Origin of the sequence: Streptococcus sp. 22.1 (assembly GCF_016648645.1) — a bacterium.
Lineage (GTDB): Bacteria > Bacillota > Bacilli > Lactobacillales > Streptococcaceae > Streptococcus.
Map to the genome: position 1 here is coordinate 15,590 of NZ_JACLQK010000009.1, position 23,074 is coordinate 38,663.

Below are 23,074 nucleotides of genomic sequence, written 5' to 3' on the forward strand. Positions count from 1 at the left end.
TGACAATAGCAGCGCTATTCTCACCTTTATCAGCTACCTTAGCAGAGAGAGTGAGCTCCCTCTCTAAAGCTTATTTTATTCTGTTTTATCTGAAGCTTCTTCTTTAGCTTTTTCTAATTCAGCAGCTTCTTTAGCTTGTTGTACACGTGCTTTTTCAAGATCATCAACGTGCATGACATCATCGTCTTCACCTTCATCAAGATCACGTAATTCAACTTCGTAGTCATCCTCATCAAGGACACGCATATCAAGACCAAGTGATTGCAATTCTTTAACAAGTACTCGGAATGATTCTGGTACACCTGGTTTTGGAATTGGTTTACCTTTAGTGATAGCTTCATAGGCTTTCAAACGTCCGTTAACGTCATCTGACTTGTAAGTCAAGATTTCTTGAAGGATATTTGATGCACCATAAGCTTCAAGGGCCCAAACCTCCATCTCACCGAAACGTTGTCCACCAAATTGTGCTTTACCACCAAGAGGTTGTTGGGTAACAAGTGAGTAAGGACCTACTGAACGAGCGTGAAGTTTATCATCAACCATGTGGTGAAGTTTGATCATGTACATGACACCAACTGACACACGGTTATCAAATGGTTCACCTGTACGTCCATCGTAAAGGATTGTCTTAGCATCACTATCCATACCTGCTTCACGAACAGTATCCCAGAGATCTTCTGAGCTTGCTCCATCAAAGACTGGTGTTGCGATGTGGATACCCAAGTTACGTGCAGCCATACCAAGGTGAAGTTCCATAACCTGACCGATGTTCATACGTGATGGCACCCCAAGTGGGTTCAACATGATATCAACTGGTGTACCGTCTGGAAGGTAAGGCATGTCTTCAACCGGAACAATACGAGAAACAACCCCTTTGTTACCGTGACGACCGGCCATCTTATCTCCGACCTTGATCTTACGTTTTTGAGCGATGTAAACACGAACAAGCATGTTAACACCTGATTGCAATTCATCACCGTTTGCACGTGTGAAGATTTTAACATCACGAACGACACCATCACCACCGTGAGGTACACGGAGTGACGTATCACGTACTTCACGAGATTTATCACCAAAGATAGCGTGGAGAAGACGTTCTTCAGCAGAAAGGTCTTTTTCACCCTTGGGTGTTACCTTACCAACAAGAATGTCACCTTCTTTAACCTCAGCACCGATACGGATAATACCCATTTCGTCAAGGTCTTTGAGGGCTTCTTCACCAACGTTTGGCAATTCACGTGTGATTTCTTCAGGCCCAAGCTTTGTATCGCGTGTTTCTGATTCGAATTCTTCCAAGTGAACAGATGTATAAACGTCATCTTTCACAAGACGCTCACTCATGATAACGGCATCCTCGAAGTTGTAACCTTCCCATGTCATGTATGCGACGATAGGGTTTTGACCGAGGGCCATTTCTCCACCTTCCATAGATGGACCATCAGCGATAAAGTCACCTTTTTCAACAATATCGCCAACCTTAACCAAAGTACGTTGGTTATAGGCAGTACCTGAGTTTGAACGACGGAATTTTTGAATAGTATAAACATCAAGAGAACCATCTTCACGACGAACTTCAACTTTATCAGCATCAGAGTAGACAACTTTACCGTCGTGTTGGGCGATAACTGCAGCTCCTGAATCGTGGGCAGCTTGATATTCCATACCAGTACCAACATAAGGTGCTTTAGGATCAATCAAAGGCACAGCCTGACGTTGCATGTTGGCACCCATAAGGGCACGGTTAGAGTCATCGTTTTCTAAGAAAGGAATACATGCTGTCGCAACGGCAACTACCTGTTTAGGAGAAACATCCACGAAATCTACAAGGTGTGATGGGTACTCTTGGTTATTACCTTGGTGACGACCCATAACGATTTCTTCTGCAAATGTTCCATCTTCGTTCAATTTAGAGTTAGCCTGAGCAACTGTGTACTCATCTTCTTCATCAGCAGTCAACCAAACCACTTCGTTGGTTACTTTACCAGTTGCACGGTCAACCTTACGATATGGTGTTTGAATGAAACCGTACTTGTTAAGGTGTCCGTATGAAGACAAGTTATTGATCAAACCGATGTTAGGTCCTTCAGGTGTTTCAATTGGACACATACGACCGTAGTGCGTGTAGTGCACGTCACGAACTTCATATCCGGCACGGTCACGTGTCAAACCACCAGGTCCCAAGGCTGACAAACGACGTTTGTGTGACAACTCTGACAATGGGTTGTGTTGGTCCATGAACTGTGACAACTGTGAAGAACCGAAGAATTCTTTAACAGCTGCAGTTACAGGGCGAATATTGATGATTTGTTGTGGTGTCAAGACTTCGTTATCTTGAACTGACATACGCTCACGTACGTTACGTTCCATACGAGCCAAACCAATACGGAATTGGTTAGCAAGCAATTCACCAACGGCACGGATACGACGGTTACCAAGGTGGTCGATATCGTCTACTTTACCGATACCTTCAGCAAGGTTGAGGAAGTAACTCATTTCAGCCAAGATATCCGCTGTTGTCAAAGCACGAACTTTGTCATCTGGGTTGGCATTACCAACAATTGTAACCACACGATCTGGATCATTTGGTGCAACAACCTTGAATTTTTGAAGAACAACAGGTTCTGTAACCACCGCATAATCGTTTGGTGTGTATACAAATTTGTTCAAATCACCATCCAAGTATTCTGCGATTGAATCAATCACATCACGTGTCATTTCAGTACCAGCTTCAACAAGGATTTCACCTGTTTCAGGATCTACCAAGTTTTCAGCAATTGTTTGTCCCAAAAGACGTGTCTTGATGTTAAGTTTTTTATTGACTTTGTAACGACCAACAGCAGCCAAGTCATAACGACGTGGATCAAAGAAACGAGCTACAAGCAAGCTACGTGAGCTGTCGGCAGTTTTTGGTTCACCTGGACGAAGACGTTCATAAATTTCTTTAAGCGCTTCATCAGTACGTGAATCTGCTGGGTTTTTGTGGATATCTTTTTCAATGGTATTACGAACCAACTCGCTATCACCAAAGATATCAACAATTTCGTCATCACCTGAGAATCCAAGCGCACGCACAAGCGTTGTGAATGGAATCTTACGTGTACGGTCGATACGAGTGTAGGCAATGTCTTTTGAATCTGTTTCAAGCTCAAGCCATGCCCCACGGTTAGGGATAACTGTTGATCCATAACCCACTTTACCGTTTTTATCAACCTTATCGTTAAAGTAAACACCAGGTGAGCGCACCAACTGAGAAACGATAATACGTTCACCACCATTGATGATGAAAGTACCCATCTCAGTCATAATAGGGAAATCTCCGAAGAAGACTTCCTGAGTTTTGATTTCACCAGTTTCTTTGTTAATAAGACGGAAAGTCACAAAGATAGGTGCTGAGTATGATGCATCGTGGATACGAGCTTCTTCAAGTGTATACTTAGGCTCTTTCAATTCGTAACCAACGAATTCCAATTCCATAGTGTCTGTGAAGTTTGAGATAGGAAGTACATCCTCAAAAACCTCTTTAAGACCAGTATCCAAGAATTCTTTGAATGAATCCGTTTGGATTTCAATCAAGTTTGGTAAATCAAGAACTTCTTTGATTCTTGAAAAACTACGACGGGTACGATGTTTCCCGTATTGAACGTCATGTCCTGCCAAGTCTTCTACTCCTTTTCTACATTCGAGACCTGCTTTGCAAGTCGTGCACTTTAAATATTTGTCTTCTGCCTTGTTCAGTCGCTTGTCCCATTAACAAGTGATTAAACACTAACATCCACTTATCTGATCAAGGATAAGCAAAACTCTTAGTATTTGAATTTTTAGAACCTTTAAATATGAGTTACAACACTTGAAAATCCTAAAAATAAGCACAAAAATAGCAGCTAAATCTGACCGAAAAAACGTTGATTTAACTGCTGTATCTCTTGATTGGACAATATTTCAACCAAGTAAGACGACAAATAGTTGTCTATATTATACCTAATTTTTTGCTTTTTTGCAAGTTTTCTTGGGAATTCCTAATGCCCTCCAAGAATGCTAGACCAGGCTTTTTGATAGTCACTGTCAGTTCCACCAATAGCAAATTTGTAGGTTGTATCTCCAGGCCCATTTTTAGCCCAATAAGTATCAACCATTTCACCACTTACAGAAACATTACGACCATTAACAGACACTGTTGCTGGTTTAAGGCCTGTTGATTTGAGCACACTTGCCTTAATAGCACTTGAATCGATATTAAACTTATCTCCCGTTTTAAAAATACCTGGATTGGCATTGTAGATGGCGGAAGTTAAACGAACCATATATTGCGCATTGTAGGTGTAACCCGTTTTAGAATTGGTTGGTGTATTATTGTCATAACCAGCCCAACCACCAAGAGTAATACCAGGCGTTGAGACGATCAACCAAGCATCCGCAAAGTTATCTGTCGTTCCTGTTTTACCCATCCAGTCAGCTGAGGCTGCTGCACCATTGACATTTTTCAATTCAGAATGAAATTGAGTTGTCGCTCCCTTAACCACAACTTCCTTGAGCAGGTTATCCATGATGCTAGCCGTAGCTCTTGAAAAGACTTGAACCCCTTCAGATTTATGCTGATAGATAACTTCGCCAGTCCGGTCAGTAATACTATCAATCATATGACCCTTCTCATAGACGCCACCATTTGAAAGCATCTGATAGGCATTTACTTGCTGGGCAACCGTGGTTTCAATTCCCCCGCCAAGAGGTAAACTCTCGATATTGTAGTTAGCAATCTTATAGCCCATCTTGGTCATGTAACCCTCAACGTCAACATCATGACGTTGAAGCATTTGATATGTCCAAAAGGCTGGAATATTCCACGAGGTATTGAGTGCCTCTTGTAGGTTCATCATAGCTGTCCCCTTATCACCATCATGGAGAATAGGCGTTCCACCCGTAAAATTAGTTGGGTAGTTAGAAAGGATACTTGAGCTACCCATCAAACCTTGATCAATAGCAATTCCATAAGCAATAATAGGCTTAATAGATGAGCCTGGGGAGCGTGCCGTATCAAAAGCATGGTTATTTTGATTATTTTCGTAACTACGACCACCAACAAATCCTAGAATTGCTCCAGTCGCATTATCCATGAGCACATTTCCGACTTCAACTCCACTATTTCCACCTTGGTCGAGGAGGCCACCATATTGACTCGCAGCATCTTGCATCGCATTATAAACTGCATTATCAATAGTTGTCTTAACGCTGTAGCCACCGGTTTGTAGCTCTTGTAGGGCCCTCTCACGATAGCTTTCCTTGGTCTTATCATTTTTCAAATCTTGACTCGATACCTTGTCACGTTTAACTAGATAATCATACATGACATCCTGAGCCTCAGACATGACAGAATAGTACAAATAGTCATGACTTACGGCATCAGACTTCTCACCAGCCTTGAAATCTTTAGTGATATCATAATCCTTATAGCTTTCATACTGCGACTTATCTAGATAGCCACCGCGATAAAGATTGTAGAGTACATCTTGCTGACGTGCTAAGCCATAAGAAAGATCCTCTGCATTTTTTAATTGACCGTCAGCTGTATAAGGTGAGTAGACAATCGGGCTCTGTGGCAAACCTGCCAGATAGGCCGCCTGAGGAACTGTCAAATCCGCTGCAGATACCCCAAAGATACCTTGAGCAGCCTCCTCAATACCAGCAATATTTTTCCCCTTGTTGTTACGTCCAAAAGGAGAAACATTCAGATAATCGGTTAAAATTTCATTTTTAGAAGCGCGACGCTCCAATTGTAAGGCATAGATAATCTCTGCCGCCTTACGTTTAAAGGTTGGCGCATCGCCTGTTACCTGTTGCTTGATTAACTGCTGCGTTAGCGTCGAACCACCACTTGAAGAGCCAACCCCCAAAACTGATGACACCAAAGCCCTAAAAACTGCCTTTGGTACAACACCCTTATGCTTTTTAAAATTTTCATCCTCAGTCGCAATGATGGCATTTTTGACATTGTTAGAAATCGCATCACTCTCAATAGGTGTTCTCAGCAAGTCAGTATCAATATCCGCAATCTTCTTGGAATCGGAATAGCTCATCGAAGATACCAAACTAACCTCACTAATCTGATTCAACAAGGTTTTGTCCTTAATCGATGGAACAGACTCAATTTGACTCCCCAGATAACCCAAACCAATTCCTGCACCGAATAAGGTAAGAACGATAATAACCACATAAAAGAAATCAGACAAGAGCTTTAAGGTTTTTAAGAAAACATCACCCATGTCTAAGAGTGTCATCCCATCCTCAGGCGACTTCCGTGCTTGCTTACGATTCCACTTAGATCCAGTCGTAGCTTTCCTTTCTTTAAAAGATTTATCTCCTCTTTTAGACCTAGAACCAGCGAACTTTGTACGAATAGTCTGCCCTAGTCGCCTAAAATAATTTATTATTTTTTCAAAATTCATAGAAATACCTCAAAGCCTATTATAACAAACTTTGACAAAGCTTGCATAGGGTTGCTTTCTTTTGGTATAATGGTCCAGAATATACTTTACTGGAGAATATCATGACAATTTTTGAAGAACTAAAAGCACGTGGCTTGATTTTTCAAACCACTGATGAAGAAGCCCTTGTAAAAGCCTTTGAAGAGGGACCAGTCTCATACTACACTGGTTATGACCCAACAGCAGACAGTCTCCACCTTGGACACCTTGTCGCTATCCTTACAAGTCGCCGACTTCAATTGGCTGGACACAAACCTTACGCCCTCGTTGGTGGTGCAACAGGTTTGATTGGTGACCCATCATTTAAAGATGCTGAACGTAGCCTGCAAACCAAAGAAACTGTTGAAGGTTGGGTTGAAAAAATCCAAGGACAACTCTCTCGTTTCCTTGATTTTGAAAATGGCGACAACAAAGCCGTTATGGTCAACAACTATGACTGGTTTGGTTCAGTCAGCTTCATTGATTTCTTGCGTGACGTAGGTAAATACTTCACAGTTAACTACATGATGAGTAAGGAATCTGTTAAGAAACGTATCGAAACAGGTATCTCTTACACTGAGTTTGCCTACCAAATCATGCAAGGTTACGATTTCTATGAACTCAACGATAAGTACGGCGTAACACTCCAAATTGGTGGTTCTGACCAATGGGGTAACATGACAGCAGGTACTGAGCTCTTGCGTCGTAAAGCAGATAAATCTGGACACGTCATCACTGTACCACTTATCACAGATTCAACTGGTAAAAAATTCGGTAAATCAGAAGGTAACGCTGTCTGGCTTGATGCTACTAAAACAACCCCTTACGAAATGTACCAATTCTGGCTCAACGTCATGGATGATGACGCCGTTCGCTTCTTGAAGATTTTCACTTTCTTGTCACTTGAAGAAATCGAAGAGATCGGTAAAGAATTTGACCAAGCTCGTCACCAACGTTTGGCACAAAAGGTTTTGGCTCGTGAAGTTGTTACTTTGGTTCACGGTAAAGAAGCCTACGAACAAGCTGTTCACATCACTGAACAACTCTTCGCTGGTAACCTTAAAGCTCTCTCAGCACGCGACCTTAAAGTTGCCCTCAACGGTGTCCCAACATATGAAATTTCAGCAGATGAAAATCTGAACATCGTTGAACTTCTTGTCAATGCAAAAATTTCACCATCTAAACGTCAAGCACGTGAAGATGTCCAAAACGGCGCTATCTACATCAACGGTGAACGTGTACAAGACTTGGATTACACTCTCTCAGATACAGATAAAATTGATAATGAAATTACTGTTATCCGTCGTGGTAAGAAGAAAAACTTTGTCTTGACGTACTAATTTATGGCTATTCTCACTCCTTAATGGAGTGAGTTTTTTTGTTGCACTATATTTTACAATTTATCTACCAAAAAAGAGCAGTAGGATTGATTCCCAACTACTCTCTTCAGAACACAAAAAAACCAGCACTAGGCTGGTTTTCGAGACTATCACATTAGTTATAGATTTTGAATGCGTCATCGTCGTTTTGACCAACGAATGGCATTGCTTTACGCAATTCAGCACCAACTTTTTCGATTTCAAGGTTAGCAGCTTCTTCACGGTAAGCAGTAAGTTTTGGACGTCCAGCCTTGTAGTCGTTAACGAAGTCGTTAGCGAATTTACCATTTTGGATGTCAGCAAGAACTGCTTTCATATTTTCTTTCACTTGTTCAGTGATAACACGTGGACCTGATACGTAGTCACCGAATTCAGCAGTGTTTGAAATTGATTGACGCATTTTCTTGAATCCACCTTCGTAAATCAAGTCAACGATCAATTTCATTTCGTGAAGCACTTCAAAGTAAGCCAATTCTGGAGCATATCCAGCTTCAGTCAAGACTTCAAAACCAGCTTCGATAAGGGCAGTCAAACCACCACAAAGAACTGCTTGTTCACCAAACAAATCTTCTTCAGTTTCTTCTTTGTATGTTGTTTCAAGAAGACCAACACGTGCTGCACCAACACCTTTACACCAGTCCATAGCGATGTCTTTAGCGTTACCTGTAGCATCTTGGTATACTGCGTAAAGTGCAGGAACACCAAAACCTTCTTCAAATGTACGACGTACCAAGTGACCTGGTCCTTTAGGAGCACACATGAAGACATCAACATCTTTAGGAACTTTGATGAATTCAAAGTGGATGTTAAATCCGTGTGCAAAACCAACAGCATTACCAGCTTCAAGGTTTGGAGCAATTTCTGCTTCGTAAAGTTCTTGTTGGATTTCGTCTGGAGCCAAGATCATGATAACGTCAGCCAATTTAGTTGCTTCTGCTACTGTGTAAGTATCAAAACCATCTTCTTTAGCTTTATCAAATGATTTACCTGGACGAACACCGATGATCACATCGTGACCTGTATCACGCAAGTTTTGTGCATGCGCATGACCTTGTGAACCGTAACCGATAACGGCGATTTTTTTACCGTCAAGTGCTGCTACTTTTACGTCTTTTTCATATTCCATTTGAACTGCCATAGTAATATGTCTCTTTTCTAAAAAAATAATTTATTGCCTTTTTAAGGCTGGGTTAACAAATTTAAGTTGGATTTTTTAATCACGGGTAAATCCAGTAGCACCCGTACGAGCGATATTTTTGATTCCGTAAGGACGAATAACTCGTAGAAGCGCCTCGCTCTTTTCAGCATCACCAGTCATCTGGATAGTGATAGAGCTTGGTGCCACATCAACCACCGAAGCACGGAAAGGTTGAATAATCGCCAAGATTTCAGCACGTTTAGAGGTTGGTGCTGATACCTTAACTAGGATAACTTCACGTTCCAAGTGTGGCTGATCCGTGATATCACGGATGCGAATCACATCAATCTGACGATTAAGCTGTTTGATGATTTGTTCCACTTCATTTTGAGTATTCACATCAATAATAATCGTAATACGTGAAACGTTAGGATCCTCAGAAGCCCCTACAGAGATACTTTCAATGTTAACTTGACGTCGTGAAAGAACACCTGTGAAGCGGTTAAGGACACCTGAACGGTTCTGAAGTTTAGCTGTTAACATTCTACGCATTGAACTTCACCCCCAACATTTCGTGATTACTCTTACCAGCCGGAACGATTGGCAAGACATGCTCTTTACGAGAGATATCCACCTCGATGAACATTGGCACGTCTTCCTTGATAACTTCCAAATCCTGATCAATTGTCTCTGGATTATCAAACTTGTAAGACTTAATGCCGTAAGCTTGAGCCATCAATTGGAAATCTGGAAGGGTATCAAAGACAGACTCTGATGTACGCCCTTCGTAGAAGGACTCTTGCCATTGACGTACCATACCAAGTGAGTGGTTATTCAACATAACAACCTTGATTGGCACCTTGTAAACATTTAAGATAGCCAATTCTTGATTCGTCATTTGGAAACCACCATCACCAACAAAGAGGATAACTTCTTTATCAGGATTAGCAATTTTAGCACCAATTGCTGCTGGAACACCGAACCCCATTGTTCCAAGACCACCTGAGGTCACCAATTGACGCTCATTTTGGTATGGATAATACTGAGCTGTCCACATTTGATGTTGACCAACGTCAGTAACAACAACCGCGTCACCCTTAGTCAATTCACCGATACGCTCGATAACTGCCTGAGGCTGTACCATACGTTCCTTCTTATCGTAAGAACGTACACGCTCTTTATCTTTTGTAACTTTTTCAATCCATTTTTCAGTGTTATTCTTAACCACTGGTTCTGCTAAGAGCATTTCAAGAGCTTGCTTGGCATCACCAACAACTGGAAGGTCCACTGCAATAATTTTACCAATCTCAGCTGGATCTACATCAATATGGACAACCTTGGCATTCTTGGCAAATGTTTTAGGATTACCTGTCAAACGGTCATCAAAACGACAACCAATGGCAATCATAAAGTCAGCATCGGTCATAGCAATGTTAGCTGCATATGAACCGTGCATACCACCCATACCCAAGAAGAGGGGGTGACTAGTAGCAATTGTCCCTTGACCTAAAAGACTTGTAACAACTGGGATTTGGTAGCGTTCTGCAAAAGCAACTAGCTCCTTAGCAGATTCAGAATAAGACACCCCACCTCCAGCTACAATAACCGGCTTCTTAGCTTTACCCAACTGCTTCAAGATTTTCTTGATTTGCATTTCGTTTGGTCTTAGCGTCGGTTGGTAACTTGGAAGATTAATTTCAGGATCGTTGATGAAAGCTGTTTCCTTAGCCACGACATCTTTAGGGAGGTCGATAACAACTGGACCAGGTCGGCCAGTTGTTGCAATATGAACCGCTTCCCTAATAATACGAGGAATATCAGCTGTATCGCGAATCTGATAATTGTATTTTGTAATCGGCATGGTAATTCCGACAATGTCAGCCTCTTGGAAGGCATCCTTACCAATACCTGGTGTTGCGACCTGACCAGTAAAAACTAGGAGAGGTACGCTATCACTCATAGCATCTGCAATCCCTGTAATAGCATTAGTGGCACCAGGACCACTCGTTACAAGAGCAACACCGAGTTTACCAGTTGATTTGGCATAACCTTCAGCTTCGTGCAGACTTCCTTGCTCATGACGAGATAAAATATGATTAATCTTGTCATTTTTGTAAATAGCATCATACAAAGGAAGAACCGCTCCGCCAGGATATCCAAAGATAGTTGAAATCCCAAGTTCAAGAAGTGTATCTAGAATCAAATCAGCACCAGAGCGTGCTTCTTCAAGTTCAATTTTCTTCACATGGACCTCCTTTAGTAGTTGTTTTTTTCGAATTGTCTAAAAATTCAAAACCTTGTATACTATGATAACATTTTTAACCAAATTTGCAAGGGTTTCGGAGAAAAATATCACAAACTCTTCGGAAAGAATGTTCTTAGTTTTTTTCTTGTGCTTGACGTTCTGCTTTACGTTCTTCGAATTCTTCGTCACTCATCAAAGTCCCGCCGACATTGGCTGATTTAGCAAAGGCTGTATAGCGACGCAACCAACCACTTGAAATTTTTGATTTGAAAGGTTTCAAATGTTTGCGGCGTTCTTCAAGGGTTGCTTCATCGACAAGCAGATCAAGGGTACGATTTGGTAGGTCAATCACGATTTCATCCCCATCTTCGATTAGGGCGATATTACCACCTTCTGCTGCTTCTGGAGAAACGTGACCAATAGCAATACCACGAGTAGCTCCTGAGAAACGACCATCCGTAATCAGAGCCACATCCTTACCAAGACCGCGTCCGACAATCTTAGAAGTTGGTGCCAACATTTCTGGCATACCAGGTCCACCCTGAGGACCTTCGTAACGAATGACAACGACATGGCCCTTCTTAACTGTTCCATTATCAATCAACTCAAGGGCCTGATCTTGTGAATCACAACAAATAGCTTTACCACGGAAAGTTTTAACAGATGGATCTACACCACCGACCTTGATAACAGCTCCATCCTGAGCAATATTACCGTAAAGGATAGACAAACCACCAACTGGTGAGATAGGATGCTCAATTGGATGGATAATTTCTTCATTCTTGATTTCAGCACCAGCTACGTTTTCTTTCAAAGTTTTACCAGTAACTGTAATACGATCACCCTTAATGGCTCCTTTTTTAATCAACTGATTGATAATGGCTGGAACACCACCAGCTTCATGGACATCATGCATAGTGTAAACACTTGAAGGTGCAATTTTAGAGAGGTAAGGTGTCTTCTTGGCAATCTCGTTAATGTCTTTAAGATCATAGTCAATACCGGCCTCACGCGCAATAGCAAGCGTATGAAGAACAGTATTGGTTGAACCACCCATGGCCATATCTAAAGCAAACGCATCATCGATGGCTTCTTTGGTCACAATATCACGTGGGCGAACATTATTTTTGATGTTATCCATCAATTTTGTGGCTGCTTGACGAACCAATTCACGGCGTTCATCTGAAACGGCTAGGATAGTACCGTTACCTGGAAGGGCAAGGCCCAAAACTTCCATCAAACAGTTCATTGAGTTAGCGGTAAACATTCCTGAGCATGAACCACAAGTTGGACAAGCATTTTTCTCCAAATAATCGAGCTCTTCCTTGCTCATATCTCCAGCCTGATAGGTACCTACAGCTTCAAACAAACTTGATAGCGTCGCTTGGTGACCAGTCATGTCAACGCCACCCTTCATAGGGCCACCAGAACAAAATACTGCTGGCACATTAGTACGCATGGCCGCCAAAATCATCCCTGGTGTAATCTTATCACAGTTAGGAATGTAGAAAACCCCGTCAAACCAGTGGGCATTAATAACTGTTTCTGCAGAATCGGCAATCAATTCACGAGATGGAAGACTGTAACGCATCCCAATATGCCCCATGGCAATCCCATCATCCACACCAATGGTATTAAACTCAAAAGGAATACCGCCAGCCTCACGGATAGCTTCCTTGGCAATATCTGCTAATTCACGCAAGTGAACATGCCCTGGAACAATATCAATATAAGAGTTACAAATAGCAATGAAGGGCTTTTGCATGTCATTGGCAGATTTAACTTGCCCAGTCGCATACAAAAGTCCACGTGCTGGTGCCTTATCAACACCAACTTTGATCATATCACTTCTCATGATGTTACCTTCAATCTATAAAATTTCTTACAACATATGTTACCACTTTGGAAAGTAATGTCAAGGAATTTTCAGAATATTTTTGTAATTTCAAAAAGATATCCCTGCTATATCAAAACTGACAAAACAAAAAGGAAGCCCTAAGACTTCCTAAATGATTATTCAAAATTATTCAACACTGAAGAGGTATGGATAAACTGGTTGGTCTCCTTGGAAGATTTCAACTTCGATATCTTCGTGAGCCTCTTCCAATTTTTCCGCAAGTGCTTGAGCTTGTTCTTGATTACCTTCTTCGCCGACGTAAATCATAACAATTTCACTGTCTTCGTCAATCATCTTGTCAAAGGTGTCAAGAAGGGCTTGGTCCATATCTGGTGTAGACACAAGAATCTTACCATCCACCATACCAAGGATATCATTTTCATGAATCTCAAGACCATCAATAGTTGTATCACGTACCGCCAATGTCACGCTACCACTTGTTACATCTGAAAGACTAGCTGTCATAGCTTCAACATTAGCTTCGATACTTTGGCTAGGATCAAAAGCGAGCAAACTTGTAAATCCTTGTGGAACTGTACGTGTTTCAACAACAGCCGCATTGACATCTACTACTTCAGCAGCTGATTGTGCTGCCATAAAGATGTTTTTATTGTTTGGCAAGATGATAACATTCTTAGCATTAACCTGCTCAATAGCCTTAACAATATCTTCTGTTGATGGGTTCATTGTTTGACCACCTGAAATCACATAGTCAACACCTTGTGATTTGAAGATATCTGCAAGTCCATCTCCGGCAACAACTGCAATAAGGGCAAAGTCTTTAGGAGCAGAAGGTGCAGCTTGGATAGCTTCTTCTTTTTGAACTTGTGCATCGTGTTGGTTACGCATGTTGTCAACCTTAACTTTGACAAGAGCCCCATATTTAAGACCTTCTTGCATGACAAGACCTGGATCCTCAGTGTGGACGTGAACTTTCACAATTTCATCGTCGTTAACAACAAGGAGAGAATCCCCAAGGTTGCTCAAGTAATTTTGGAACTCTTCATAGTCAAAGTCTTTCACATAAGTTGGACCTTGTTTGAGACCAATCATGATTTCCGTACAGTAACCGAAGGTAATGTCTTCTGTGGCAACATGACCAGCAACTGACTTATGATGTTCTGCATTGATCATCTCTGTCATCGTAGCAGGTGTCGCTTGGAAGTCCTCTGAAGCGATATACTCACCTGTGAGGGCTGACAAGAAACCTTCATAAATGAAGACCAAACCTTGACCACCTGAGTCTACCACACCAACTTCTTTCAAAACTGGAAGCATCTCTGGTGTCTTAGCCAAGGCAGCTTTAGCTCCATCGAGAGCTGCACGCATAACCTCAACAGCATCATTTGTAGATTCAGCTTTCTTAATCGCTGCTGAAGCTGCACCACGTGATACTGTAAGAATTGTTCCTTCGACAGGTTTCATAACAGCTTTATAAGCAACTTCAACCCCTGCTTGGAAGGCATGAGCTAGATCTTGGCCGTCAAGTTCCGTTTTATCCTTGATACTTTGACCAAATCCACGGAACAATTGTGACGTGATAACACCTGAGTTACCACGGGCACCCATCAAAAGACCTTTAGACAAAATCTGACCAACTTCACCAACTGTTGAAGCTGATTGATCTGCGACAGCTTTAGCTCCGTTATCCATAGTCATTCCCATGTTTGTTCCAGTATCTCCATCTGGTACTGGGAAGACATTGAGTGAATTCACATATTCTGCTTGCTTACCTAGACGTGTTGCTGCCGCTTGGACCATCTCCTGAAGCAAGCTTGTTGTAATTTTAGACACTAGTTTTCTCCTACGACTTTAATATTTTGAACGTAAACATTTACTGTTTCAGCCTTGATACCGAGTTGATTCTCAAGATTAAATTTCACACGTTCTTGAATATTTTTTGAAACCTCACTAATCTTAACACCGTAACTCATAACAGTGTATACATCCACAGTGATACCTGCATCAGTAGATTTCACGACAACTCCTTTTGCGTAGTTTTCTTTTCCAAGAAGTGCTTGAAAATTATCTCGGATAGCACTCTTACTTGCCATACCGACAACGCCAAAAATTTCTGTTGCTGAACCGCCAACTACTGTTGCGATGACATCATCTGACAATTCGATTTGACCATCTTTTGTATTGATTTTTACAGTCATAATTACTACCTCAAAAAGTTTTTATCAGCTTATTTTACCATATTCGAGCCTACTTGTAAAAAATAAGAAGAAGATACCCTTTGAATAAGAGTATCTCCTCAGTATTTATCCTTAAAACTTTCTCTTTACGAGATAACGACGGTACATCACGTAGAGGAAGATCGCACGCCATACATTATCAACAACGGTTGCAATCCAGACACCAGCAAGACCCATTCCCAGACTCACTCCAAGGAAGTATCCTGAAAAAATTCGGATGATCCACATCCCAATAGTCGTCGCATAGAAAGGCATCTTAGCCTTACCCAGGCCTTGCCAAACTGCTGTATAAACTAAAGTTCCCGAAGTCACAGGATTCCCAAGGAAAGAATAAAGAATAACTACCTGACTAGCCGCAATAGCTGCTTTATTATCTGTAAAGAGACCTGATAATCCTTGGCCAAAGAGCAAGATACTCCCTGAAACCAGAATCATCAAGAAGGTGGAAATCCAATAAGACTCTCGTATAATACACTTCATCTGCGTCTTATCCCCTCGACCCAGACTATTGGCAACCAAGATAACCGTAGCCGTAGCGACTCCCATACCAGGCATATAGTTAAACTGAGTGAGGTTTTCACCAATGGCGTTACCACCGACAACGGCTGTACCAAAGGTAACAATAATAGCCACGATGACCACATCTCCAGCACGCATCATCAGTCGCTCACCTGCTGCTGGCAGGGCAATGCCCAACAACTCTCTATTAAAAGGTTTGGTAATTTCAAGCTGCTTCACATCCAGTTTCATCGCTTGCCAGAGTATCACTGTCCCAACCAGACGAGAGAAAACCGTAGCTGTTGCGACCCCAATAATCCCCCAATGTCCCACAAAGATGGCTAAAGAAGATAAAATAGCATTAAGAACATTGGTCAAAAGACTGACGACCATGGAAATACGAGGTCGTCCCTTAGCTCGTAGGATGTTACCAAAAGTAGTCATCAAGGCTAGGAAGACCACCCCTCCACCGACAAGAGCAAGGTAGAGACTTCCAGCCCGGGTCACAGATTGCTCAGTACCGAGAAGATTGAGAATGGCTCCACCACCAAAAATGGAAAGTAGACCAAGAATGAGACTAAGAGCAAGGGTAATAATAATAGCATCCCAAGTGTCTCGGTTAGTCGCTTTAACATCACCTTTTCCTAAACTTCTGGCAATGACACTGGCACTTGAGGCTCCCAGAGCAATGAAGATAGCTTGGTAAATCGTGATTATATTATTGGCTACGGAAACCCCTGATATGGCGACAATACCAACCTGAGCCACTAGGTAAGAATCGACAACCCCCATCAACATTTGTAGAAGGTTTTCGGCCATAGCAGGCAAGGCTATGTTTAGAATTTTCTTTGTTTCTGTCATAATATTCTCTTCTATATTGATAAAAATAGGGCTGATTTCTCAGCTCCTATTTTTTTATTCTTATACACCAAGATAGCTTTCAACTGCTTTTTGCATATCAGCTGCCGCAACAACTGTTTTATGGCGGACTTCCGCATGTTCAAGTCCATTTACAGCAGCTGGGATAGCTACACCTGAAAGTTGGTGCAAATCTTCTACTGCTTTGAAATCATCCCCACTGTCTTTACCAGTGACAGCTGAAATAGCCACACGTGGGAATTTGTATGGGCTAGCTGTTGAAGCGATAACTGTAGGGGTGTGGTCATCTGTCTTTTGAACATATGCTTCGTAAACAGCTGAGGCAACCGCTGTATGAGGATCTTCGATATACTTGTTTTCATCATAGACACGTTTGATTTCAGCAGCTGTTTCATCCTCAGTTGCAAAACCTGCTACAAACAAATCAAGAATATCTTTATCTGCACCAGCCAAAGTATACTCGCCCTTAGTCACAAGTGCATCCATGAGCTCTTTAGTCTTAGCAGCATCATTACCAAGAAGGTGGAAAATCAAGCGTTCCAAGTTAGAAGATACCAAGATATCCATAGAAGGACTTGTCGTTACCTTGAAGTCACGTTTCTTGTCATAAGTACCCGTTGCGAAGAAGTCTGTGAGGACGTTATTTTCATTAGAGGCACAGATTAATTTGCCAACCGGAACACCAATCTGACGTGCATAATAAGCCGCCAAGATATTACCAAAGTTTCCTGTTGGTACTGTGAAGTTAACCTTATCTCCGTTTTGGATATGACCTGCCTTAACCAACTGCGCATAGGCATATACATAGTAAACCACTTGTGGTACCAAACGACCGACGTTCATTGAGTTAGCTGATGAGAATTGCGTATGATGAGCCAACAATTTCTCACGCAAGTCAACATCATTAAACATACGTTTCACATCGGTTTGGGCATCATCAAAGTTACCATCAATAGCAATAACGTGAGTGTTAGCTCCTGTTTGAGTGGTCATTTGCAATTCTTGGATTTTTGAAACACCGTCTTTTGGATAAAAGACAATAATTTCAGTTCCAGGAACATCTGCAAAACCAGCCATAGCAGCCTTACCAGTATCACCTGATGTCGCTGTCAAGATAACAATCTTATTATCAACACCTTGCTTTTTAGCTGATGTTGTTAGCAAGTAAGGCAAGATTGAAAGGGCCATATCTTTGAAAGCGATAGTAGAACCATGGAAAAGTTCAAGGTTGTAGTGGTTCTTAAGTTTAACTACTGGTGCAATAGCAGCTGTATCAAACTTGTCGTCATAAGCATTTGTGATACAGTAATCTAATTCCTCTTCCGTAAAATCATCCAAGAAAGCTGACAAGACCAATTTAGCAACTTCTTGGTAAGAAGCGTCTTTCAATTGATCAAAATCCAAAGCAACCTCAGGTGTTGACAATGGTGTGAACAAGCCACCATCTGTTGCCAAACCTTGAAGAATAGCTTGACTAGCAGTTACTTTATTATTTTCGTCACGTGTTGATTGGTATACAAGTGTCATGGTAAATCCTCTTTTTAGATAGTCTGTGGCTCTATTGTAGCATAATTGTCAGAATATTTCTACACGTATTGTGACTTGTGAGAAAATCATTCGGATATCACCTTATTCTCTTCCCTCAACGACATGAAAAAATCCGGAATAGCGATTCCGGATGTCATTTTAAAATTTATCTTTGGTGTCATTCTTAGTTGAGAAAGTAATATCTTTTGATTTACCATCACCACTAAGCGTTACTTTCTTGTCTTTTTTAGTCACTTTTAGCTCTTGGCCTTTTTTCACATTGAGACCATCGATATCAACATCTTTGTTGACAGAAGTAACAGTCATCTTATGTCCTAAACGACTAACCTTTCCTTTGAAAAGGGTTGTTGTTGTTTCGCCTGTCTTCGAATCATACTTTTGACCATTATCTTTCGCAGCTTTTTCAAGAGCTTCATCAAGTTCTTTTTCTATGGTTTCCTCACTATAATAGTTTTCAAAGGAATCTCCATAGAAGGCTTTAAATAAATCTCCAAAGGCTGAGAAGGACTTCTGAACCCTCTCACGATAGTCCTTGATATAGGTTTTCTTATCAAAAGTATAGCTAGCAGTCACCTTGGCATTGCTACCCTTTACTTTCATGGTTACAGCAGTATCTTTAAAGTACTTTTCAAGCTCCTTACTATCCAAGTCTGTCAAACTTTCAGACATGCTTGAGCTATACTCTCTACCTAGAGAACTACTGTACCATTTGCCATCAATATTACCTGTCACATAACGGTAAGTCATAAAGCCACCGATACATAAGAAGACAAGGACTACTGCTGACAAAACTGAGACTAGGATGCGTTTTTTCTTTTTGGGATCCATTGGTTTTTTAGGAGCCAAATTTGCCATAGCTGCTTGTCCTTCTGGAAAAGGAACTGTAGAAGGTGCAGTTGCTGTTACTACTGGTGCCGTTTCAGTTGGTAGAGGACTAGTACTTGTCTCGACGATTTCTGCCTCAACCTTAATAGGTTCAGTAGTAACTGTATCTTCAGTTTTAGCCGGTGCTTCATTAACAAACTCCCCAGCTTTCAAAGCATCCGCCATTTCCTGAACACTCGGCTTACGTCCGTTTACCGTTTCAAAATAGTCCAACCATTCTGCTCTTGTCATTTATATTCCCCTTTAATTTCCTTTTTTATTTATTTTTTTGTAAAGCTAATGTCACCAAATTCACTGTGTGCCTTAATAGTAAAGCCTCCATTGTTAGGCGTATAATCTAATACATCACCTTTTTTAAAAGCATCTGAATCTCCAGCCTTATCCACAGTGATTGTTTGCTCCCAACGGTTAATATCACCCGTAAAAGCAGTTGTTGTGACACGACCGGTTTTGGCATCGTAGGTATAACTCTTTGGAAGTTCTTTCTTCACTGTCTCATCAAACTGTTTATAGTAGTCTTTTTCTGACAATGAATAACTATCAAAAACCTCCGAGAACTCCTCGCCGTACTGACCTTTCAATTCAGTAACTCTACTCTGGTAAGCCTGATAAAGCCCTTTACGATTGTAAACAAAGCTCACTTTTAAGTGAGCCTTATTGTCAGTAATACTTATTACTGTATTGATATCGGTGATAAGATCTTGACCTTGTGGTAAAGCATTACTAACTTTATTCTTAGTATTAGCAGTATCTTTCAGAGTGGCTAACATTTTCTCACTAAAGGTTGGGCTTGTCCAATCGCCCTCAATGCTTGCGGCTCGATAACGGTATCCCATCACGAGACAAACAATCAAAAGTATGGTGAGTATCGCTGCAATCACACCTGATACCATCCCCACAATATTCTTTGAGGTTACTGGCTCCTTTGATTCTTTTACTTGTTGACTAGGATTGAATTGAACACTCACCATCCTATCAGCATTAAACTCTTTAAACTTATTAGTCGCTCTATTTCCTGCTGCAGAAGCCACTGGTGGCTTCAATTCACGAGACTTGAGAGGATGTGATGTTTCACCCAAACTAAGCCCTTCTTCTTTTGTCATAGGAATCTCCTTATCTCGCTGTAAGGTTATTATAACAATTCTTAAAGCGTTTTTCTATCTTATTCGGGAAAGTCCTTTATTTTTAATTTGGATAAACACTCTAATATAGAAGGTTTCTAGCAAAAAAAGTAGCCCCTATAGAGCTACTTTAGTCTATCGCTTATCCTTTATAATCAAAGGCAATTTCGATGATTTCTTTCAATTCTGAAATAAGTGGTTCTTTCGGATTAGCTGTTGTACATTGGTCTTCATAAGCATGTTCGGCCAAAGTATAGGCAGTGTCTTGAAGAAGTTTCTTAGTAACACCTTGTCCCTTCCAGTTCATGGCAATACCAACGGCAATACCCAATTCGTATACTTTTTGTGCCAAAACTTCAACCAATTCAGCATCTGATTGCTTGTCAGTACCCCATCCCATGAAACGAGCGATATCTGCGTAATCTTTGTCTGCACGGAAGTAGTCATATTTAGGGAACATAGCGTGTTTTTGAGGATCACGACCGTTGTAACGGATAACGTGAGGCATCAAAATCGCATTAGTACGTCCGTGTGGAATGTCAAACATAGGACCAACCTTATGAGCTAGTGAGTGGTTGATACCAAGGAAAGCATTGGCGAAGGCCATACCAGCCATTGTTGACGCATTATGCATTTTTTCACGTGATTCTTCATCACCAAAGCGGTAAGAATGTTCAAGATTTTCAAAAACAAGTTTAATTGCTTGGAGTGAAAGCCCACGTGTATAGTCGCTAGCCATGACTGATACATAAGATTCAATGGCATGAGTCAAAACGTCCATACCTGTATCTGCTGTAACGCTGGCAGGTACACTCATAACCAAAGCAGGGTCAACGATAGCAATGTCCGGAGTCAAAGCATAATCTGCCAATGGGTACTTGATATGAGTTTCACTATCAGTGATAACCGCAAATGACGTTACTTCTGAACCTGTCCCTGAAGTTGTTGGGATACAGATGAATTGTGTCTTCTGAGCGTAAGGAATCTTGTAAGTACGTTTACGGATATCCAAGAATTTTTGTTTAGCACCGAAGAAGCTTACATCTGGGTGTTCAAAGAACATCCACATAGCCTTAGCAGCGTCCATTGCAGAACCACCACCAAGAGCGATGATTACATCTGGCTGGAAATCTACAAAGCGTTCCAAACCTTTATAAACGGTATTAGTAGATGGGTTTGGCTCAACATCTGAGAAAACATCTACTGCCGGTCTGTGGCGGTTAAGTTCCAATTGGCGTTTAACCAAGTCTGCATAACCAAACTGAACCATACCAGGGTCGCAAACCAACATCACGCGCTCAGCTTCAATGTGACGCAAGTAAGTTATTGAATCTTTTTCGAAGAAGATTTTTGGTGGGACGCGAAACCATTGCATGTTATTGCGACGCTTTGACAATGTTTTAACATTCAAGAGATCAAATGAGCTAACATTGTGTGACACTGAGTTATGACCGTGTGAACCACAACCAAGAGTCAATGATGGGATCATGTTATTGTAGATATTACCGATACCACCTTCAGCTGATGGACTATTAACCAAGACACGGCAGGCTTTCATGCGGATACCATATTGGAGTTGGAGCTCTTCATTTTCAGTGTGGATAACAGCAGTGTGTCCAAGACCACCCAAATTGAGCATGCCTTCTGCTTTTTTGAATCCATCTTCAACACCATCAGATTTGATAAGAGCAAGTACTGGAGACAATTTTTCCAAGGCAAGTGGGTGTTCCATTGTTGCATCTGGAATTTCTGCCAAAAGCATTTTTGTACCTGCAGGAACTTTAAGGCCAGCTTTTTCAGCAATTTCAATAGCTGAGTGACCTACAATGGCACCATTTACAGCTGTACGCGCTTCATTAAGAACGACTTTTTCCAATTTAGCAATATCAGCTTTTTTAGAAATGATGACACATTGATGTGCTTCAAATTCAGCCTTAACTTCATCATAAATAGCTGCATCAACGATAGCTGCTTGTTCAGACGCACAAATCATACCATTATCAAAAGTTTTTGAAACGATGATATCGTTGACCGCACGTTTAACCTTAGCATCAGCAGCGATATAAGATGGGACGTTTCCGGCTCCTACACCAAGCGCTGGTTTACCAGTTGAATAAGCAGCCTTAACCATTCCAGGTCCACCAGTCGCAAGTACTGTGGCAATCTTAGGATGGTTCATCAAAAGACCAGTTGCTTCGATAGATGGCTCTTCAATCCACTGAATGCAGTCCTTAGGTGCACCTGCTTCAATAGCTGCATCACGAACAATACGAGCAGCCTCAGCAGATGATTTCTGAGCTGATGGGTGGAAGGCAAAGATGATAGAGTTACGTGTCTTAAGAGCAATGAGGGCTTTGAAAATGGTTGTTGAAGTTGGGTTAGTTGTTGGTGTAACCCCACAGATAACACCAACCGGCTCAGCGATAGAAACCAAACCTTGTTCTTTATCTTCAGCAATAACGCCTACAGTTTTGTCATATTTAATACTATTCCAAATGTATTCAGAAGCATACATGTTCTTGATGGCTTTATCTTCGTAAATACCGCGCCCTGTTTCATCAACGGCCAATTTAGCCAAATACATGTGTTTATCTAGAGCAGCAATCGCAGCTTGGTGAACAATATGGTCCACTTGCTCCTGCGTAAAGTTAGCCATAGCATCAAGGGCTTCAACCCCTTTTGTTGCCAATTCATCTATTACTGTTTGAACATCTTTAGTTTGTTTAGTCATATGAAACTCCTTTGAATACTTGTTAAAAACTTCACAAGCTTTAACACAAGTATATTATAGCGTTTTCTAGTCACTATGTAAACCCTTACAATGACAA

General features: G+C 41.3%; 13 protein-coding genes and 1 pseudogene. 1 reads left to right on the forward strand and 13 read right to left on the reverse strand.

Annotation, left to right across the window (positions count from 1 at the left end; genetic code table 11):
- Positions 1-75 precede the first annotated feature (75 nt).
- Complete coding sequence (rpoB, locus tag H7U04_RS05965) at positions 76-3,657, reverse strand: DNA-directed RNA polymerase subunit beta (protein WP_002885744.1); 3,582 nt, start codon at positions 3,655-3,657, stop codon at positions 76-78.
- A 359-nt stretch (positions 3,658-4,016) separates the two neighbouring features.
- The gene (gene pbp1b / locus H7U04_RS05970; protein ID WP_156685145.1) at positions 4,017-6,440 is read right to left on the reverse strand and encodes a penicillin-binding protein PBP1B; all 2,424 of its coding nucleotides are present in this window, start codon (positions 6,438-6,440) and stop codon (positions 4,017-4,019) included.
- Positions 6,441-6,541: 101 nt separating this feature from the next.
- Here pbp1b and tyrS point away from each other — a divergent pair, with 101 nt between their 5' ends.
- Positions 6,542-7,798: a tyrosine--tRNA ligase gene (tyrS, locus tag H7U04_RS05975; protein WP_003092098.1), complete on the forward strand. Its 1,257-nt coding sequence runs from the start codon at positions 6,542-6,544 to the stop codon at positions 7,796-7,798.
- Between the two features lie 154 nt (positions 7,799-7,952).
- Here tyrS and ilvC read toward each other — a convergent pair whose 3' ends face one another.
- The 11 genes and pseudogenes from ilvC to adhE form a co-directional block, all read right to left on the reverse strand.
- Positions 7,953-8,975: a ketol-acid reductoisomerase gene (ilvC, locus tag H7U04_RS05980; protein ID WP_002885764.1), complete on the reverse strand. Its 1,023-nt coding sequence runs from the start codon at positions 8,973-8,975 to the stop codon at positions 7,953-7,955.
- Positions 8,976-9,050: 75 nt separating this feature from the next.
- Positions 9,051-9,527 (reverse strand): acetolactate synthase small subunit, encoded by a 477-nt coding sequence (gene ilvN, locus H7U04_RS05985; RefSeq protein ID WP_002892046.1) that lies wholly within the window; start codon positions 9,525-9,527, stop codon positions 9,051-9,053.
- Positions 9,520-11,220 carry an acetolactate synthase large subunit gene (locus H7U04_RS05990; RefSeq protein WP_080610978.1) on the reverse strand — a complete coding sequence of 567 codons (1,701 nt, stop codon included), beginning with the start codon at positions 11,218-11,220 and terminating at the stop codon, positions 9,520-9,522. Before H7U04_RS05990 ends, ilvN begins: the two co-directional genes overlap by 8 nt.
- A gap of 133 nt (positions 11,221-11,353) precedes the next feature.
- Positions 11,354-13,075, reverse strand: a complete 1,722-nt coding sequence (ilvD, locus tag H7U04_RS05995) for a dihydroxy-acid dehydratase (protein WP_037599310.1) — start codon at positions 13,073-13,075, stop codon at positions 11,354-11,356.
- Between the two features lie 168 nt (positions 13,076-13,243).
- On the reverse strand, positions 13,244-14,911 hold the full coding sequence (locus H7U04_RS06000) for a DAK2 domain-containing protein (protein ID WP_014635125.1): 1,668 nt from the start codon (positions 14,909-14,911) through the stop codon (positions 13,244-13,246).
- Positions 14,911-15,276: an Asp23/Gls24 family envelope stress response protein gene (locus H7U04_RS06005; protein ID WP_002885694.1), complete on the reverse strand. Its 366-nt coding sequence runs from the start codon at positions 15,274-15,276 to the stop codon at positions 14,911-14,913. Before H7U04_RS06005 ends, H7U04_RS06000 begins: the two co-directional genes overlap by 1 nt.
- Before the next feature lie 111 nt (positions 15,277-15,387).
- Complete coding sequence (locus tag H7U04_RS06010) at positions 15,388-16,674, reverse strand: MATE family efflux transporter (protein ID WP_201059409.1); 1,287 nt, start codon at positions 16,672-16,674, stop codon at positions 15,388-15,390.
- 60 nt (positions 16,675-16,734) lie between these two features.
- Positions 16,735-18,219: a threonine synthase gene (gene thrC, locus H7U04_RS06015; protein WP_201059411.1), complete on the reverse strand. Its 1,485-nt coding sequence runs from the start codon at positions 18,217-18,219 to the stop codon at positions 16,735-16,737.
- A gap of 159 nt (positions 18,220-18,378) precedes the next feature.
- Positions 18,379-19,356 carry a hypothetical protein gene (locus H7U04_RS06020; protein ID WP_080610986.1) on the reverse strand — a complete coding sequence of 326 codons (978 nt, stop codon included), beginning with the start codon at positions 19,354-19,356 and terminating at the stop codon, positions 18,379-18,381.
- Positions 19,357-19,385: 29 nt separating this feature from the next.
- A complete protein-coding gene (locus H7U04_RS06025) occupies positions 19,386-20,228 on the reverse strand; it encodes a hypothetical protein (RefSeq protein WP_107372406.1) in 843 nt (280 codons plus the stop codon).
- 160 nt (positions 20,229-20,388) lie between these two features.
- Positions 20,389-23,001, reverse strand: a pseudogene (adhE, locus tag H7U04_RS06030) (bifunctional acetaldehyde-CoA/alcohol dehydrogenase); the annotation flags it as partial.
- Positions 23,002-23,074 lie beyond the last annotated feature (73 nt).

Coding starts and splice junctions, on each gene's coding strand:
- pbp1b (WP_156685145.1), bottom strand. CDS start 6,440: ATGAATTTTGAAAAAATAATAAATTATTTTAGGCGACTAGGGCAGACT.
- tyrS (WP_003092098.1), top strand. CDS start 6,542: ATGACAATTTTTGAAGAACTAAAAGCACGTGGCTTGATTTTTCAAACC.
- ilvC (WP_002885764.1), bottom strand. CDS start 8,975: ATGGCAGTTCAAATGGAATATGAAAAAGACGTAAAAGTAGCAGCACTT.
- ilvN (WP_002892046.1), bottom strand. CDS start 9,527: ATGCGTAGAATGTTAACAGCTAAACTTCAGAACCGTTCAGGTGTCCTT.
- ilvD (WP_037599310.1), bottom strand. CDS start 13,075: ATGAGAAGTGATATGATCAAAGTTGGTGTTGATAAGGCACCAGCACGT.
- H7U04_RS06005 (WP_002885694.1), bottom strand. CDS start 15,276: ATGACTGTAAAAATCAATACAAAAGATGGTCAAATCGAATTGTCAGAT.
- H7U04_RS06010 (WP_201059409.1), bottom strand. CDS start 16,674: ATGACAGAAACAAAGAAAATTCTAAACATAGCCTTGCCTGCTATGGCC.
- thrC (WP_201059411.1), bottom strand. CDS start 18,219: ATGACACTTGTATACCAATCAACACGTGACGAAAATAATAAAGTAACT.
- H7U04_RS06020 (WP_080610986.1), bottom strand. CDS start 19,356: ATGACAAGAGCAGAATGGTTGGACTATTTTGAAACGGTAAACGGACGT.
- H7U04_RS06025 (WP_107372406.1), bottom strand. CDS start 20,228: ATGACAAAAGAAGAAGGGCTTAGTTTGGGTGAAACATCACATCCTCTC.